This is a genomic window from Streptomyces sp. NPDC049970, from assembly GCF_040660235.1.
Taxonomy (GTDB): Bacteria; Actinomycetota; Actinomycetes; order Streptomycetales; family Streptomycetaceae; genus Streptomyces.
Window position 1 is genome coordinate 14,260 of the sequence record NZ_JBFALP010000007.1, and the last position, 17,110, is coordinate 31,369.

General features: G+C 69.3%; 15 protein-coding genes and 1 pseudogene. 12 read left to right on the top strand and 4 right to left on the bottom strand.

Annotated elements, in window-relative coordinates:
* The first annotated feature begins 97 nt into the window (after positions 1–97).
* Complete coding sequence (locus AB0I83_RS15115; protein WP_356538053.1) at positions 98–1,690, top strand: ABC transporter substrate-binding protein; 1,593 nt, start codon at positions 98–100, stop codon at positions 1,688–1,690.
* A gap of 81 nt (positions 1,691–1,771) precedes the next feature.
* Here AB0I83_RS15115 and AB0I83_RS15120 read toward each other — a convergent pair whose 3' ends face one another.
* Both AB0I83_RS15120 and AB0I83_RS15125 read right to left on the bottom strand, forming a co-directional pair.
* Entirely contained in the window at positions 1,772–2,443 is a 672-nt protein-coding gene (locus AB0I83_RS15120; protein WP_356536348.1) for a response regulator transcription factor, read from the bottom strand.
* 9 nt (positions 2,444–2,452) lie between these two features.
* Positions 2,453–3,298 (bottom strand): PD-(D/E)XK nuclease family protein, encoded by an 846-nt coding sequence (locus AB0I83_RS15125; RefSeq protein ID WP_356536393.1) that lies wholly within the window; start codon positions 3,296–3,298, stop codon positions 2,453–2,455.
* Between the two features lie 169 nt (positions 3,299–3,467).
* Here AB0I83_RS15125 and AB0I83_RS15130 point away from each other — a divergent pair, with 169 nt between their 5' ends.
* The 3 genes from AB0I83_RS15130 to AB0I83_RS15140 all read left to right on the top strand — a co-directional run bounded on the left by AB0I83_RS15130 (position 3,468) and on the right by AB0I83_RS15140 (position 6,481).
* Positions 3,468–4,718 carry a site-2 protease family protein gene (locus tag AB0I83_RS15130; protein ID WP_356536349.1) on the top strand — a complete coding sequence of 417 codons (1,251 nt, stop codon included), beginning with the start codon at positions 3,468–3,470 and terminating at the stop codon, positions 4,716–4,718.
* Between the two features lie 43 nt (positions 4,719–4,761).
* On the top strand, positions 4,762–5,670 hold the full coding sequence (locus AB0I83_RS15135; protein ID WP_356536350.1) for a tRNA (adenine-N1)-methyltransferase: 909 nt from the start codon (positions 4,762–4,764) through the stop codon (positions 5,668–5,670).
* A 214-nt stretch (positions 5,671–5,884) separates the two neighbouring features.
* A complete protein-coding gene (locus AB0I83_RS15140; RefSeq protein WP_363304887.1) occupies positions 5,885–6,481 on the top strand; it encodes a hypothetical protein in 597 nt (198 codons plus the stop codon).
* 4 nt (positions 6,482–6,485) lie between these two features.
* Here AB0I83_RS15140 and AB0I83_RS15145 read toward each other — a convergent pair whose 3' ends face one another.
* Positions 6,486–6,797: a ferredoxin gene (locus AB0I83_RS15145; protein WP_356536352.1), complete on the bottom strand. Its 312-nt coding sequence runs from the start codon at positions 6,795–6,797 to the stop codon at positions 6,486–6,488.
* 241 nt (positions 6,798–7,038) lie between these two features.
* Between AB0I83_RS15145 and arc the strand changes: the two genes are divergently transcribed.
* The 6 genes and pseudogenes from arc to prcA all read left to right on the top strand — a co-directional run bounded on the left by arc (position 7,039) and on the right by prcA (position 13,186).
* Complete coding sequence (arc, locus tag AB0I83_RS15150; protein ID WP_356536353.1) at positions 7,039–8,805, top strand: proteasome ATPase; 1,767 nt, start codon at positions 7,039–7,041, stop codon at positions 8,803–8,805.
* Between the two features lie 227 nt (positions 8,806–9,032).
* On the top strand, positions 9,033–10,544 hold the full coding sequence (dop, locus tag AB0I83_RS15155) for a depupylase/deamidase Dop (protein WP_356536354.1): 1,512 nt from the start codon (positions 9,033–9,035) through the stop codon (positions 10,542–10,544).
* A 120-nt stretch (positions 10,545–10,664) separates the two neighbouring features.
* Positions 10,665–10,883, top strand: a complete 219-nt coding sequence (locus AB0I83_RS15160) for a ubiquitin-like protein Pup (RefSeq protein WP_356536355.1) — start codon at positions 10,665–10,667, stop codon at positions 10,881–10,883.
* Between the two features lie 6 nt (positions 10,884–10,889).
* Positions 10,890–11,494: pseudogene (locus AB0I83_RS15165) on the top strand (endonuclease VII domain-containing protein).
* The gene (gene prcB / locus AB0I83_RS15170) at positions 11,446–12,291 is read left to right on the top strand and encodes a proteasome subunit beta (RefSeq protein WP_356536356.1); all 846 of its coding nucleotides are present in this window, start codon (positions 11,446–11,448) and stop codon (positions 12,289–12,291) included. Before AB0I83_RS15165 ends, prcB begins: the two are co-directional and overlap by 49 nt.
* Positions 12,292–12,346: 55 nt before the next feature.
* Complete coding sequence (gene prcA / locus AB0I83_RS15175; protein WP_356536357.1) at positions 12,347–13,186, top strand: proteasome subunit alpha; 840 nt, start codon at positions 12,347–12,349, stop codon at positions 13,184–13,186.
* 61 nt (positions 13,187–13,247) lie between these two features.
* Here the strand turns inward: prcA and AB0I83_RS15180 are convergent, their stop codons facing one another.
* Positions 13,248–14,276, bottom strand: coding sequence for a LacI family DNA-binding transcriptional regulator (locus AB0I83_RS15180; protein ID WP_363304888.1), 1,029 nt, complete (start codon positions 14,274–14,276; stop codon positions 13,248–13,250).
* Positions 14,277–14,406: 130 nt separating this feature from the next.
* Here AB0I83_RS15180 and AB0I83_RS15185 point away from each other — a divergent pair, with 130 nt between their 5' ends.
* Together AB0I83_RS15185 and pafA are read left to right on the top strand one after the other, a co-directional pair.
* Positions 14,407–15,666, top strand: coding sequence for an MFS transporter (locus AB0I83_RS15185; RefSeq protein WP_363304889.1), 1,260 nt, complete (start codon positions 14,407–14,409; stop codon positions 15,664–15,666).
* 9 nt (positions 15,667–15,675) lie between these two features.
* Positions 15,676–17,037, top strand: coding sequence for a Pup--protein ligase (gene pafA, locus AB0I83_RS15190; RefSeq protein ID WP_356536360.1), 1,362 nt, complete (start codon positions 15,676–15,678; stop codon positions 17,035–17,037).
* The last annotated feature ends 73 nt before the right edge of the window (positions 17,038–17,110 follow it).

Here is a 17,110-nt window from a genome sequence, read left to right on the forward strand (position 1 = left end):
ACCCAATGAATACGCGGCTGTTCCAGGCGGTCGGGCCGCCTTGCGGCGCCTACTAATCTCGGTTTTCTCACATGCCGGAATGAGGGAGACCGCCCAGATGAACCGCAAGACGCTGGTGCTGCCGGCCGTAGTGGGCCTGCTCGCGCCCGTGCTCGCCGCCTGTGGCGGGTCGGACGAGGGGGGCGATGCCATCGTGGTCGGGACGACGGACCAGTTCATCGCCTCGGCGGACACCCCGGCACCGTTCGATCCGGCCATCGGCTACGACGCGGGCATCTGGAACGTACTGCGGCAGACCGTGCAGACGCTGACCCACATACCGCGCGGCGGCGGTGAGCCGGTGCCCGAGGCCGCCCAGAGCTGCGCCTTCACCGACACGGAGAACGAGAGCTACCGCTGCACACTGCGCGACGGGCTCACCTTCTCCGACGGCACGCCCGTCACCCCGGAGGACGTGAAGTACTCCATTCAGCGCGTCATCGACATCAAGGACGAGAGCGGCCCGGTCGGTCTGCTCGACAACATCGACACGATCGAGACCAAGGGCGAGAACCAGGTCGTCTTCCACCTGAGCACCCCCGACGCGACGTTCCCGTACAAGCTCGCCACGCCGCCGGCCGGCATCGTCCCGAAGGACAAGTACCCGGCGAAGTCGGCCCGGGACGGCTTCCAGATCGACGGATCCGGCCCGTACACGATGAAGCCCGAGGTCAAGGGCGGCAAGATCGTCAAGGTGGTCTTCACCAAGAACCCGAAGTACAAGGGTGACCTGAAGATCAACAACGACAAGGTCGAGCTCGCGTCCTTCCCCGACGCCGTGGCGATGGGCAAGGCGCTGGACGACAAGAAGATCGACATGATGACCCGCACCATGTCGCCCCAGCAGTCCCAGGACATGCTGGCGAAGCCGAAGGAGGGCATCAAGCTCACCGAGATGCCCGGCCTCGCCATCAGCTACCTCGCGTTCAACACCGAGGACCCGGTGGTGAAGGACAAGGCCGTGCGCCAGGCCATCGCCCAGGTCATCGACCGCGGACCCATCGCGAGCAAGGTCTACGGCAGCACCGCCGAGCCGCTCTACTCGCTGATCCCGTCCGGCATCACCAGCCACACCACCTCGTTCTTCGACAAGTACGGCGAGCCCGACGTCGCCAAGGCCGCGCAGTCCCTGGACAGGGCCGGCATCAGCACGCCGGTGAAGTTCACGCTGCACTACACGACGGACCACTACGGCCCCGCCACCAAGACCGAGTTCGAGACGCTGGCGAAGCAGCTCAACGCCACGAAGCTGTTCGACGTCGACGTCCAGGGCACGCCGTGGGACAAGTACCGTCCCGCGCAGAAGAAGGGCGACTACGCGGTCTACGGCATGGGCTGGTTCCCCGACTTCCCGGACCCGGACACCTACACCGCGCCGTTCCTCGACAAGAACAACTTCCTCAACACGCCGTACCGGTCGGCGCTCGCCCAGGACACGCTCATCCCGCAGTCCCGCCGCGAGGCCGACCGCAGCGCCGCGAGCCCGGCCTTCGAGAAGCTCCAGGACATCGTTGCCAACGACGTGCCCGTGCTGCCGATCTGGCAGGGCAAGCAGTACGTCGCCTCGCTCGACGGACTGACCGGCGTCGAGTACGCCGTCAACTCCTCGGCCGACCTCCAGCTCTGGGAGCTGGGTCGCGGCGCCATCTGACGCGGCACCACCCCGAGAACCGGTGCGGTCCGGAGCCATGGCTCCGGACCGCACCGGTTCTCGTCCGTCAGCGACCCGTCGTCACTGGGCCCCGGGACGCACCAGACCGCTCTCGTAGGCGTATACGGCGGCCTGCACGCGGTCGCGCAGGCCCAGCTTCGTCAGCACATGGCCCACATGCGTCTTGACCGTGGTCTCGCTGACGAACAGGTCGGCGGCGACCTCCGCGTTGGACAGCCCGCGCGCGACCAGCTTCAGCACCTCCACCTCGCGTTCGGTGAGGGTGTGCAGGGCGTCCGGGACGGGCTCCTCGCCCGAGGGCAGATGGTCGGCGTACTTGTCGAGCAGCCTGCGCGTGATGCTGGGTGCCAGCATCGCCTCGCCCGCGGCCACCACCCGAATGGCCTGCACCAGCTCGTCGGCCGGCGCGTCCTTGAGCAGGAAGCCGCTGGCCCCGGCGCGCAGCGCCTCCACCACGTACTCGTCGAGATCGAACGTCGTCAGGACCAGCACCTTCGCCGGGCCGTCGCGGCCGGGGCCGGTGATCTGACGGGTCGCCTCCACACCGTCCATCCGCGGCATCCGGATGTCCATCAGCACGACATCCGGCTGGAGCGCCCGGACCTGGTCGATCGCCTGCAGGCCGTCCCCGGCCTCACCGACCACCGCCAGGTCGCCCTCCGCCTCCAGGATCATCCGGAACCCGGTGCGCAGCAGCGGTTGATCGTCGACGAGCAGGACGCGGATAGCCACGGAATCTCCTTAAGGGCCTTCGAGGGCCACCGGTTGTCCGGCCTCGGGCAGGACCGGTTCCATTCTGCCCTGCACACCCTCCACCGGGTCCGCCGGGCGGACCGACAGCGGATATACCGGGGGAGTCCCGCCGAACTCCGGACAGACCGCCCGGTGATCGCACCAGCCGCACAGTTTCGTCGGCCTCGGCCGCCACTCACCGGTCTCCGTCGCCACCCGGATGGCGTCCCACAGGGCCAGCAGCTTGCGCTCCACGCGCTCGAGATCGGCCGGCACCGGGTCGTACGTCAGCACGTCCCCACTGCCCAGGTAGACCAGCTGCAGCCGGCGCGGCACGACCTTCTTCAGCCGCCAGACCACCAGGGCGTAGAACTTCATCTGGAACAGGGCGCCCTCCGCGTACTCCGGGCGCGGCGCCTTGCCCGTCTTGTAGTCCACGATGCGGACGTCGCCCGTCGGGGTCACGTCGACCCGGTCGATCACCCCGCGCAGCCGCAGCCCCGAATCCAGCTCCGTCTCGACGAACAGCTCGCGCTCGGCCGGCTCCAGGCGGGTCGGGTCCTCCAGCGAGAACCAGCGCTCCACCAGCCGCTCCGCCTCGCCCAGCCACCCCGCGAGCCGCTCGCCCTCCGGGTCCCCCGCGAACAGGTCCGTCAGCTCGGGCTTCGACTCGACCAGGCGGTCCCACTGACCGGGGATCAGGGCCTTGGCCCGGGGAGCCGTACGGTCCACGGCCGGCGCGTCGAACAGGCGCTCCAGCACCGCATGCACCAGCGTGCCGCGGGTAGCGGCCTCACTGGGCTTCTCGGGCAGTCTGTCGATGACCCGGAAGCGGTAGAGCAGGGGGCACTGCATGAAATCGCTCGCGCGCGACGGCGACAGGGACGAGGGTGGCCGAGGCGGGCGCGGTACTGACGTCATGCAGCAGACCCTACGGCCCGCCACCGACACCCAGCGGCATACCATCGACCACAGAGCTCGTACACAGCATGACCGTGGCAGAGGAACCGACCGAAGGGACCCCGTGGACGAGAGCGGCGACAGCGGGCGCCCGCAGGACGGCGCGGGGGGTTCCGACCCCGGCACCGGACCTGACAAGGGAAAACCGCGACGTCCGGCGGACCCGGGCGGCGGCCTTCTCATGGGCCGTCCGTTCGGCGTGCCCGTGTACGTGGCACCGAGCTGGTTCGTCGTGGCCGCGCTCATCACCTGGGTGTTCGGCGGCCAGCTCGACCGGGTCCTGCCCGAACTCGGCGGAGCCCGCTACCTGGTCGCGCTGTTCTTCGCGATCGCCTTCTACGCCTCCGTCCTGGTCCACGAGCTCGCCCACACCGTCGTGGCCCTGCACTACAAGCTGCCGGTACGCCGCATCCAGCTCCAGTTCTTCGGCGGCGTCTCCGAGATCGAGAAGGAGTCCGAGACCCCCGGGCGCGAGTTCGTCCTCGCCTTCGTCGGCCCCCTGCTCTCGCTGGTACTCGCCGGGGTCTTCTACGTCCCGCTGCAGTTCGTCGAAGCGGGCACCGTCCCCGGTGTGCTCCTCGCCGGCCTGATGATCTCCAACCTCATCGTCGCCGCGTTCAACCTGCTGCCCGGTCTGCCCCTGGACGGCGGACGGATGCTCCGTGCCGTCGTCTGGAAGATCACGGGCAAGCCCATGAGCGGCACCGTCGCGGCCGCGTGGGTCGGCAGGGGCCTGGCCGTCACCGTCCTGATCGGCCTGCCCCTCCTCACGCACACCGGCGCCCTCGGCAACGCCACCGGCGACATCGGCGGTGTGGAGACCGTCACCGACGCGCTGCTCGCCGCGATCCTCGCCGGAATCATCTGGACCGGAGCCGGGAACAGCCTCCGCATGGCCCGACTGCGCGAACACCTCCCCGACCTGCGGGCCCGCACCCTCACCCGCCGTGCCGTACCCGTCGAGTCCGCCACCCCGCTCTCCGAGGCGCTCCGCCGCGCCAACGAGGCGGGCGCCCGTGCCCTGGTCGTCGTCGACGGACTGGGCAGCCCCAAGGGCGTCGTGCGGGAGGCGGCCATCGCCGGCGTACCCGAGCACCGCCGCCCCTGGGTGCCCGTCAGCGGCCTGGCCCAGGACCTCACCGAGGGCATGAGGGTCCCCGCCGAGCTCGCGGGCGAGGCACTCCTGGACCGGCTCAAGGCCAGTCCCGCCACCGAGTACCTCGTGGTCGAGGAGACCGGCGAGATCTACGGCGTCCTGTCCACCGCCGACGTGGAGCGCGCCTTCGTCAAGGCCATGGCCCGTCCCTCGGCCTGAGGGGCCCGGAAGGCGGCCCCCGAAATACCGGTAGGCTGGCCGCATGTCCGAACCGACCGGTGCCGCCCGCCGTCGCGGCCCATTCAAAGTCGGGGACCAGGTCCAGCTCACCGACCCCAAGGGACGCCACTACACCTTCACTCTCGAGGCCGGGAAGAACTTCCACACCCACAAGGGTTCTTTCCCCCACGACGAGCTGATCGGTGCTCCCGAGGGCAGTGTTGTCCGTACCACGGGAAACGTCGCCTACCTCGCGCTGCGCCCCCTGCTCCCCGACTACGTCCTGTCCATGCCCCGCGGCGCCGCCGTGGTCTACCCCAAGGACGCGGGCCAGATCCTGGCCTTCGCCGACATCTTCCCCGGCGCACGTGTCGTGGAGGCGGGAGTCGGCTCCGGAGCGCTCAGCACCTTCCTGCTGCGCGCGATCGGCGAGCAGGGCATGCTGCACTCCTACGAGCGCCGCGAGGACTTCGCCGAGATCGCCCAGCAGAACGTGGAGCGCTACTTCGGCGCCCCGCACCCCGCCTGGGAGCTCACCGTCGGCGACCTCCAGGACAACCTCTCGGACACCGACGTCGACCGTGTCGTCCTGGACATGCTCGCGCCCTGGGAGTGCCTCGACGCCGTCTCCAAGGCCCTGGTGCCCGGCGGCATCCTCTGTGCCTACGTCGCGACCACCACCCAGCTCTCGCGGACCGTCGAGTCCATCCGCGAGATCGGCTGCTTCGCCGAGCCGCAGCCCTGGGAGTCGATGATCCGGAACTGGCACGTCGAGGGCCTGGCCGTCCGGCCGGACCACCGGATGATCGGCCACACCGGCTTCCTCGTCACCGCCCGCCGTCTCGCGGACGGCGTCGAGCCCCCGCTGCGCCGCCGTCGCCCGTCCAAGGGTGCCTACGGCGAGGACTACAAGGGTCCCGGCAGCCGGAACGCCGACGCGAACAGCGACTGACCAACCGCGGCAACGCACAGGCGCCGCCGCCGAGTTCCCCGGACCGACCCGGGGCCGGCCGCGGCGCCTTCGCGCTGCCCGGGACCGTTCCGCCGCGACCCCGCCGTTCCCTCCCCGGTGTGAGGTGTGGCACGATGCTGGCCACCCCCGCCCGCCGAGGTCCGCTCGGCACCCGCCCCCACGGGCTTCCAGGAACCATCAGGAGACATACCGCGTGCAGACCTCCGTGCTCCCGGACCTCGCGCACACCGACGCCAAGGCGGTGCACTGGCTCGCCACGGCCACGGCGATGGCCGCCGTGGTCGCCCTTGCGGGGCTGCTCCAGCCCGACGCGGCCACCGCGACCGCCTCGGCCTCCGAGCACGGCGCCACGGCTCGGAAGGGCGGCGCGCCCGCCGCGACGGCGCCCGACCCGGCCGGCGTGACCTTCCCGCTCGACTGCGGCGGCGCCGGACAGACCGTGGCCGACAGCGCCCCCGGGGACCTCGACGGGGACGGCGCGCCCGAGACGGTCGCCGTCGTCCGCTGCGCAGCCGGGTCGGGCACCCCTCCCAGCGGCGTGTACGTCCTGACACGGCGGAGCGGGGCCGCACCCCGGGTCGTGGCGACCCTGGTGGACCCCGCTCAGCGGCTCGCGGTGACCGGTCTCACCGTCCGCGACGGCCGTATCTCGGCCAACCTGCTCGGCTACTCCTCGCCCGACGTACCGCGCTGCTGCCCGGACGAACTGGACAGCGCCTCCTGGAAGTGGAAGGGCAACGCGTTCGTCAGGTCCGCCGGCCCGGCCGGGGACGGCGCGCGGGCGGCCTGAGCCGTCAGTCCGCGTCCGGCCCGAAGACCTCGACGCTGTCCGAGACCCGGCGTACGTGAATACAGTCGCCCGGGCACTCCTTGGCCGAGTCCACCACGTCCTGGAGCAGGGGCAACGGCACCGGAGTGGTGGCCCCCTTGTCCTGGAGCAGCTCGTCCTGCGTGCTCTTCACGTACGCCAGGCCGTCGATGTCCAGCTCGAACACCTCGGGCGCGTACTGCACGCAGATGCCGTCGCCGGTACAGAGGTCCTGATCGATCCAGACCTCGAGGTCCTGGGTGTCGCCGCTGCCCGGAGCGTCCTGCTGCACGGTCATCTGTCCTGCCGTTCCCTGCGTATCTGCACCAATTGAAGCCAGCCCTGACGGGTGTTGAACACTTCGACGATACAACCGGCTGCTTTCCGATGCCGAAGGGTGGGTATTCCCTTGGCGTGAGTAAGGGCGCAAGGGTGAAGATCGGACCGACTCCCGGGTCTTTGTGATCTAGGGGTTTCAATCATCACCCACCCAGGTAGGGTCAGGAAGCGTCCAGCTCCCCTTGGAGGAGGTGAGGACCGTGGCAGCCCACGACGACGAAATCAACCGCGGCACCCGGCCCGCGCGCGGGTCAGAAGACCCGGCCGGCCAGGTCGCCTATCTCGAGCAGGAAATCGCCGTCCTGCGACGTAAGCTCGCCGACTCTCCGCGTCATACGAGGATTCTCGAAGAGCGGATCGTCGAGTTGCAGACCAGCCTGGCCGGCGTGTCCGCTCAGAACGAGCGGTTCGCCAACACGCTCCGCGAGGCCCGCGACCAGATCGTGGCCCTCAAGGAGGAGGTCGACCGGTTGGCCCAGCCACCGGCAGGCTTCGGAGTCTTCCTGCAGGCCAACGAGGACGACACCTGCGACATCTTCACCGGGGGCCGCAAGCTCCGGGTGAACGTAAGCCCCAGCGTGGAGCTCGAAGGCCTCCGGCGAGGCCAGGAGGTCATGCTCAACGAGGCGCTCAACGTGGTCGAGGCCATGGAGTTCGAGCGGGCCGGGGACATCGTCACCCTCAAGGAGATCCTTGAGGACGGCGAGCGCGCCCTGGTCGTCGGGCACACGGACGAGGAACGGGTGGTGAGGCTCGCCGAGCCGCTCCTGGACATCACCATCCGCCCCGGCGACGCCCTCCTGCTCGAACCCAGGTCCGGCTACGTCTACGAAGTGGTCCCCAAGAGCGAGGTCGAGGAGCTCGTCCTCGAAGAGGTCCCGGACATCGACTACAACAAGATCGGCGGCCTGGGCGACCAGATCGAGCTGATCCGAGACGCGGTCGAGCTCCCGTACCTCCATCCGGACCTCTTCAAGGAGCACGAACTGCGTCCGCCGAAGGGCATCCTGCTCTACGGCCCCCCCGGCTGCGGCAAGACACTCATCGCCAAGGCCGTCGCCAACTCACTGGCCAAGAAGGTCGCCGAGGTCACCGGACAGCCCGCGGGGAAGAGCTACTTCCTCAATATCAAGGGTCCCGAGCTCCTCAACAAGTACGTCGGCGAGACCGAGCGGCACATCCGCCTCGTCTTCCAGCGTGCCCGGGAGAAGGCGAGCGAGGGCACCCCCGTCATCGTCTTCTTCGACGAGATGGAATCGCTCTTCCGCACCCGGGGTTCCGGAGTCAGCTCGGACGTGGAGAACACCATCGTCCCCCAGCTGCTCGCCGAGATCGACGGCGTGGAGGGCCTGGAGAACGTCATCGTCATCGGTGCCTCGAACCGTGAGGACATGATCGACCCCGCGATCCTGCGGCCCGGCCGCCTCGATGTGAAGATCAAGATCGAGCGTCCGGACGCGGAGGCCGCGAAGGACATCTTCGCCAAGTACCTCACCCCTTCGCTGCCGCTCCACTCGGACGACCTGGCCGAGCACACGGGCTCGAAGGAAGCAGCCGCCCACGCGATGATCCAGTCCGTCGTGGAACGGATGTACACGGAGTCCGAGGAGAACCGCTTCCTCGAGGTCACGTACGCGAACGGCGACAAGGAAGTCCTGTACTTCAAGGACTTCAACTCCGGAGCGATGATTCAGAACATCGTGGACCGGGCGAAGAAGATGGCCATCAAGGCATTCCTCGAGCAGGGCCAGAAGGGCCTGCGCGTCTCCCATCTCCTCCAGGCATGTGTGGACGAGTTCAAGGAGAACGAGGACCTGCCCAACACGACCAACCCGGACGACTGGGCCAGGATCTCCGGAAAGAAGGGTGAGCGGATCGTCTTCATCCGCACACTCGTCACCGGAAAGCAGGGCGCGGACACCGGTCGCTCCATCGACACGGTGGCGAACACCGGGCAGTACCTGTAAAACGCAGACCGGCTGCGGATGCCCGGCAGGGCATCCGCAGCCGGCTGTTTTCCCCGCAGGTCCGGCCACACCCGAACAATGACGCAATTGATCTCCCCACCGGCGCAGAGGCGCTCTAGGCTCTGCGGTACCGCCGAGTCGCGCAGTGCGGGGACGGGCACCGCGGACCAGCAGCGGTACTTGAGCGCCGTTCCCGGACGGGAGCGGCGCCGGGCAAGGAGGGCCGCATGACCGTACGGCGAGTGATGGGCATCGAGACGGAGTACGGGATCTCCGTTCCCGGCCAACCCAACGCCAATGCCATGCTCACCTCGTCCCAGATCGTCAACGCCTACGCGGCGGCGATGCACCGGGCGCGCCGCGCCCGATGGGACTTCGAGGAGGAGAACCCGCTGCGCGACGCGCGAGGCTTCGACCTCGCCCGTGAGACCGCGGACTCCAGCCAGCTCACCGACGAGGACATCGGCCTGGCCAACGTGATCCTCACCAACGGTGCGCGACTGTACGTCGACCACGCGCACCCCGAGTACAGCTCACCCGAGATCACCAATCCGCTGGACGCGGTGCTGTGGGACAAGGCCGGCGAGCGGGTGATGGCGGCGGCTGCCGAACGGGCCGCCGCGATCCCCGGCGCCCAGCCGATCCACCTCTACAAGAACAACACCGACAACAAGGGCGCCTCCTACGGCACGCACGAGAACTACCTGATGAAGCGGGAGACCCCGTTCTCGGACATCGTGCGCCACCTGACGCCGTTCTTCGTCTCCCGGCAGGTCGTCACCGGCGCCGGGCGCGTGGGTATCGGCCAGGACGGCCACGAGCACGGGTTCCAGATCAGCCAGCGCGCCGACTACTTCGAGGTCGAGGTCGGCCTCGAGACGACGCTCAAGCGCCCCATCATCAACACCCGCGACGAACCGCACTCCGACGCGGAGAAGTACCGCAGGCTGCACGTGATCATCGGCGACGCGAACCTCTCCGAGATCTCGACCTATCTGAAGCTCGGCACCACCTCACTGGTACTGGCCATGATCGAGGACGGCTTCATCAACGTCGACCTCGCGGTCGACCAGCCGGTCCGCACGCTGCACCAGGTCTCGCACGACCCCACACTGAAACAGCTGGTCACGCTCCGCAGCGGACGGACACTCACCGCTGTCCAGCTCCAGATGGAGTACTTCGAGCTGGGCCGCAAGTACGTCGAGGAGCGGTACGGGGCGGACGCCGACGAGCAGACCAAGGATGTCCTGGCCAGGTGGGAGGACACCCTGAACCGCCTGGAGAACGATCCGATGAGCCTGTCGGGTGAGCTGGACTGGATCGCCAAGCGGGAGCTCATGGAGGGCTACCGGCGCCGTGACGGCCTGGACTGGGACGCCCCGCGCCTGCACCTGGTGGACCTCCAGTACGCCGACGTACGGGCCGACAAGGGCCTGTACAACCGTCTGGCGGCCCGCGGCAAGATCAAGAGGCTGTTGGACGAGAGTGACGTCGAGCGGGCCCGGACGAAGCCCCCGGAGGACACCAGGGCCTATTTCCGGGGCCGCTGCCTGGAGCAGTACGCGGACGACGTCGCCGCGGCCTCCTGGGACTCGGTCATCTTCGACCTGCCGGACCGTGACTCCCTGCAACGTGTGCCCACCATGGAACCGCTGCGGGGTACACGCGCTCACGTCAAGGAGCTCCTGGACCGCTGCCGTACGGCGGAAGAGCTGGTCCGGACCCTGACGGGGGCCTGAAAGGCGCTCCGGCTGGGAATCAATCAGATGACCTCCTGACGTTGAGGAAAGTACCGGGCCAATGTCGGACCCCGTAGGTAGGGTCTGATCAAGTGCTTCGAACCGAGCGGGGTGAGCTACATGGCGACCAAGGACACCGGCGGCGGACAGCAGAAGGCGACACGTTCCACCGAGGAGACCGAGGAGCAGGCGCAGGAAGCGCAGGGCTCCGAGGACCTCAAGGAGCGGCAGGAGAAGCTCAGCGACGACGTCGACGACGTCCTGGACGAGATCGACGACGTGCTCGAGTCCAACGCTGAGGACTTCGTTCGAAGTTTCGTGCAAAAAGGCGGACAGTAAGCGAAAATGTCCGAATCGGGAAAAGAGAAGTGGTGCTCCGGCTGTAAGAGGGATCTGCCACTTCCCTCGTTCACGGCGGACAAGAATCGACGCGATGGGCTTCAACCTCGGTGCCGGGGGTGCGTGGCTGCGTATGGGGCCGCGCACTACCGGCGCCGCCGGGAGGCTCAAGGCAAGCCGGTAAGGGAGCGCGTGGACGTTCCACAGGGGCACAAGGAGTGTCGGACGTGTGGCGAAGTCAAGCCGCACAGCGAGTGGCACCGCAACTCCACCGCCACCGACGGGCTGGCGACGCGCTGCAAAGCGTGCAAGGCCGTTCAGGGACGCGCAGGTCACCTGAAGCGCCACTACGGCATGACCGAGGCCCAGCGCGACGCCATGATCTCGTCGCAGTCGGGCGTCCGCACGGTCTGCCTAGCTGCTCCCGCCGTTCATGTGGATCACTGCCACAAGACGGGTAAGGTCCGGGCGTACTGTGCTTCAACTGCAATTCGGCCATCGGCAAGTTGGGGGATGATCCTGACTCCCTGCGCAGGGCCGTCGCATACCTGGAGGGAAACGCGTGGAAGCCAACACTCGTAGCACCGGGCGTCTACCAGCTGCCTTCCTGACGCCGGGATCGTCCTCGTTCATGGACTTCCTGTCCGACCAGTCGCCCGGCATGCTTCCGGGCAACCGGCAGCTGCCGCCCATGGCGGGCGCCGTCGAGGCGCCGCACGGCACCACGATCGTCGCGGCCAGCTTCCCCGGCGGCGTGGTGCTCGCCGGTGACCGGCGGGCGACCATGGGGAACATGATCGCCCAGCGCGACATCGAGAAGGTGTTCCCGGCCGACGAGTACTCCGCGGTGGGAATCGCCGGCACGGCCGGTCTCGCCGTGGAGATGGTCAAACTCTTCCAGCTGGAGCTGGAGCACTTCGAGAAGGTCGAGGGCGCCACGCTCTCCCTGGAGGGCAAGGCCAACCGCCTCTCCACGATGATCCGCGGCAACCTGGCGATGGCCATGCAGGGCCTGGCGGTCGTCCCGCTGTTCGCCGGGTACGACGTCGACCGGGAGAAGGGCCGGATCTTCTCCTACGACGTGACAGGCGGGCGTTCCGAGGAGCACGGCTACGCGTCCACCGGCTCCGGTTCCGTCTTCGCGCGCGGGTCGATGAAGAAGCTGTACCGCGAGGACCTGACGGAGGAGCAGACGCTCACCCTGGTCGTACAGGCGCTGTACGACGCGGCCGACGACGACTCGGCGACCGGCGGGCCGGACGTGGCCCGCCGGATCTATCCGATCGTCACCGTCATCACCGACGAGGGCTTCCGCAGGCTCGACGACACGGAATCCTCGGAGATCGCGCGCGCGATCCTGGAGCGCCGGCTCGAGCAGCCCGACGGCCCCCGTGCCGCGCTGCTCTGACCGGTCCGATGCTTCTCCGATGCACTCGTCACTGACAGAAAGGGACGGATAGCCGGTGTCGACGCCGTTCTATGTCTCACCTCAGCAGGCCATGGCCGACCGGGCGGAATACGCCCGGAAGGGCATCGCCCGTGGTCGCAGCCTGGTTGTGCTGCAGTTCGCCGACGGCATTGTGTTCGTCGGCGAGAACCCGTCCCGCGCGCTGCACAAGTTCAGCGAGATCTACGACCGGATCGGTTTCGCCGCCGCCGGCAAGTACAACGAGTACGAGAACCTCCGGATCGGCGGAGTGCGCTACGCGGATCTGCGGGGATACACCTACGACCGTGACGACGTGACGGCCCGTGGGCTGGCCAACGTCTACGCGCAGACGCTCGGCACCATCTTCTCCAGCGCGGCCGAGAAGCCGTACGAGGTGGAGCTGGTGGTGGCCGAGGTGGGCGCGGGCCCCGAGGGGGACCAGATCTACCGGCTCCCGCACGACGGGTCGATCGTGGACGAGCACGGCTCGGTCGCGGTCGGCGGCAACGCCGAGCAGATCAGCACCTTCCTGGACCAGCGCCACCGCGACGGGATGTCGCTCGCCGAGGCCCTCAAGCTGGCCGTGCAGGCCCTGTCCCGCGAGGCCAACGGCAACGAGCGGGAGATCCCCGCCGAGCGGCTCGAAGTCGCGGTCCTGGACCGCACGAGGCCGCAGCAGCGCAAGTTCAAGCGGATCGTCGGACGGCAGCTGGCCCGGCTGCTGGAGGCGGACGGTGCCGGGGCGACTCCGACGGACGCCCCGTCCGACACGGAGGAGCCCGCAGGCGGCGACGCCACGGCCGCGGACGCCGAGGCTCCCGCGAAGGGGACCGACGCCCCCGGCGAGGGCACGGACGGTTCCACGAAGAAGTAGCACGCTCCGCAGAAGCACCCCAGGTGCCCCCGGCCGTTGCACGCGGCGCCCGGGGGCACCCTCACGTGGTGGGCGGGGGAGCGGTGGAGCCGCGTACCACCAGGCTCACCTGGATGTCCCGGTCCTCGGCGTGCCGCCCGTCCAGGACGGCCAGCAGGGCCGACATACCGCGTCGGCCGACCTGTTCGGCCGGCAGGCGCACGGTGGTGAGCTCGGGCTCCACGGCGGTGGCGAGCGCGAGGTCGTCGAAGCCGGTCACGGAGATGTCGTCGGGCACCCGCAGCCCTCTTCTGCGGACCGCCTTGCAGGCACCGGCCGCCAGGATGTCGTCGTCGCAGACGATCGCCGTCGGCAGCGGCCCCGAGGACGTCAGGACGGCCTCTGCGGCCTCGCGGCCCGCCCGGACGCCCAGCGCGGAGGTGACGGTGCGCAGGGCGGCGCCGGGGACCTCGCGCACGGCATCCTCCAGCGCCCGGGCGCGTACCGCGAAGGTCCAGGTGTCCACGGCGGAGGCCAGGTGCACGATCCTGCGGTGGCCGAGACCCAGCAGATGCTCCGTCACCTGGCGCATGCCGTCCGCGATGTCGAGGTTCACCCGTGCCGCCGCGCCCTGGTCCTCGGGATCGCTGTCCAGCATCACGAGCGGGAGCTCCGCGGCCCTGAGCGCCCCCAGCGTGCCGGTGGCCATGGACGAGGCGATCACCCCGTCGAGAGCCGCGCGCGCCGAGGCGAACGGGTCCCTGGCGGGTCCGGCCCCGTCGGGCGACGGGTACAGGACGACGCCGAAGTCGTGCTCGGCCGCGACGGCCGCGGCGCCGGTGTAGACCCGGGCGAAGAACTCGTTGGTGAGGGCGGGCACGACGAGGAGCGCGGTGCGGGTGCGGCCCAGCCGGAGACTGCGGGCCGCGAGGTTCGGCCGGTACCCCAGCTCCCGTGCGCTGTCGCGCACCCTGTCGGCGGTCGCCGCCGACACCCGCCCGCGCCACTTGTCGCCCAGCACGAGCGAGACCGTGGCCTGGGAGACGCCCGCGGCCCGGGCCACGTCACGGCTGGTGGGCCGGGGTGGGGCGGGTTGCCGGGCGCTGCTCAATCGTGCCTCCGTGCTGTGCCGGCCGGGCGTCCCGGGATGGACTCGCGGACTGCCCACATGGTACGTATGGACGCGGACGTTATACGTAAAACCCCGAGGGTGCGACTCCCGGCGGGGGAGAGGGGCGGACATGGCCGCGGGGTATCTGGACATCCTCCGGGCGCGGCACGCCGCCCGGCTCCTGGCGGGAACACTGGTGGGGCGGCTGCCGAACGGCACCGCACACATCGCGATCGTCCTGTTCACCCGGGCCGAGGGGGGCAGCTACACGCTGGCCGGTGCGCTCGCCGCGGCGTACGGTCTCGCCACGGCCGTGGGCCAGCCCCTGCTCGGCCGGGCCGTGGACCTGTACGGCCAGCCGCGCGTCCAGCTGCCCGCCGCCGTCCTCTCCGCGCTGGGCATGGCCGGGCTCGCGCTGGCCGGTCTCGGCTCGCTCCCGGCGGCGTACGCGGCGGTCGTCATGGCCGGGGTGTTCACGCCACCGCTCGAGGGCGGCCTGCGTGCCCTGTGGCCCACGGTGCTCGGCCGCGAGGACCGGGTGCACCGGGCGTACGCCATGGACGCGGTGGCCCAGGAGATCATGTTCACCCTGGGGCCGCTCCTGGTGATGGTCCTGGTGTCGCTCCGGTCGCCGGCCGCCGCGCTGCTGGTCATCAACGCCGTCGGAGTGCTGGGGGCGCTGTCCGTCGTCCTCTCCGAACCGTCCAGGACCTGGCGTTCGGCGCCCCGTGAGGCCCACTGGCTCGGCGCCCTGCGGTCGCCGGGGCTGCTGGCCCTGCTCGGCGCCTTCTTCTTCGTCGGGCTCGCACTCGGCTCGATCACGGTGGCCGGTGTCGCGTACGCCGACGACCACGGCCGGGAGTCCGTGTACGGCTGGCTGATGGCCGCGCTCGGCCTCGGGGCCCTGATCGGCGGAGTGGCGTACGGCGCGCGGGAGTGGGCCGGTGCACCCGAACGGAGGCTGCGGGGCATCGTCGCGCTGCTGGCCGTCTGCTACCTGCCGCTGACACTGACGCCCGGTGTGCCCGCGATGACCGCGCTGGCCGCGCTCGCGGGTGTGTTCCTGGCGCCGGCGATCGCCTGCTCCTTCATCGTGGTGGACCGGCACGCGCCGCGCGGCACGGTGACCGAGGCGTTCTCCTGGCTCGTGACGACCTTCGGGGTGGGCGCGGCGGCCGGAACGGCGGTGGCCGGCCCGGCCGTCGAGCTCGGTGGCACGGCGTGGAGTTTCGCCGTCGCGGGGGCCGGTGGAGTGGCGGCGCTACTGGTTCTCATGACCACCGGAAGGGTCCTCGCAGCTCCCGGGCGTACGGCCGCTGTCGTGGCCGGTTCGGAAAATGATCGAAACGGTGCCGCCGAACCCGGTTTCAGCTCAGGCCATAAGGCGTAATGTTCAGTCATGGACCGCCGCATTTTCGGGCTGGAGAACGAGTACGGCGTCACGTGCACGTTCAGGGGACAGCGCCGACTGTCACCTGACGAAGTGGCGCGCTACCTCTTCCGCCGTGTTGTGTCATGGGGCCGCAGCAGCAATGTCTTCCTGCGGAACGGCGCCCGCCTCTACCTCGACGTGGGATCGCATCCGGAATACGCAACTCCCGAATGCGACAACGTGGCCGAACTGGTCACGCACGACAAAGCAGGCGAACGCATTCTCGAAGGTCTGCTCGTCGACGCCGAACGCCGCCTGCACGAGGAGGGAATCGCGGGCGACGTCTATCTCTTCAAGAACAACACCGACTCGGCCGGAAACTCCTACGGCTGCCACGAGAACTACCTCGTGGCGCGACACGGAGAATTCTCCCGGCTCGCGGACATCCTCATTCCGTTCCTCGTCACCCGGCAGCTGATCTGCGGTGCCGGAAAGGTGCTGCAGACGCCGCGCGGGGCCGTCTACTGCGTGAGCCAGCGGGCGGAGCACATCTGGGAGGGCGTCAGTTCCGCGACGACCCGCTCCCGTCCGATCATCAACACCCGGGACGAACCGCACGCCGACGCGGAGCGGTTCCGCCGCCTCCACGTCATCGTCGGCGACTCCAACATGTCCGAGACGACCATGCTCCTCAAGGTCGGTGCCACCGACCTCGTGCTCCGCATGATCGAGGCGGGCACGGTCATGCGCGACCTCACCCTGGAGAACCCGATCCGGGCCATCCGCGAGGTCAGCCACGACATCACGGGACAGCGCAAGGTGCGTCTGGCCAGCGGCCGTGAGGCCTCGGCCATCGAGGTCCAGCGCGAGTACTACGAGAAGGCCGTCGACTTCGTCGAACGCCGTGGCATCCGCACCGGCACCGTCGACCAGGTCCTCGAACTGTGGGGCCGCACGCTGGACGCCATCGAGGCCGAGGACCTCGACCGGATCGGCACCGAGATCGACTGGGTCATGAAGTACAAGCTCATCGAGCGGTACCGGGCCAAGCACAACATGACCATGTCGAATCCGAGGGTCGCTCAGATAGACCTCGCCTACCACGACATCCACCGCCGGCGCGGGCTCTACTACCTCCTGGAGCGCAAGGGACAGACCGCCCGCATCTGCAACGACCTGAAGATCTTCGAGGGCAAGTCGGTTCCCCCGCAGACGACCAGGGCGCGGCTGCGCGGCGACTTCATCCGCCGGGCCCAGGAGCAGCGGCGGGACTTCACTGTCGACTGGGTCCATCTCAAGCTCAACGACCAGGCGCAGCGCACCGTGCTGTGCAAGGACCCGTTCCGCTCCGTCGACGAGCGGGTGGAGAAGCTCATCGCGGGCATGTGACCGGACACCGGATGTCCCGGCCCCGGATGCGACCGGGCCCCGTACGTTCCTCGTACGGGGCCCTTCGCTCGGC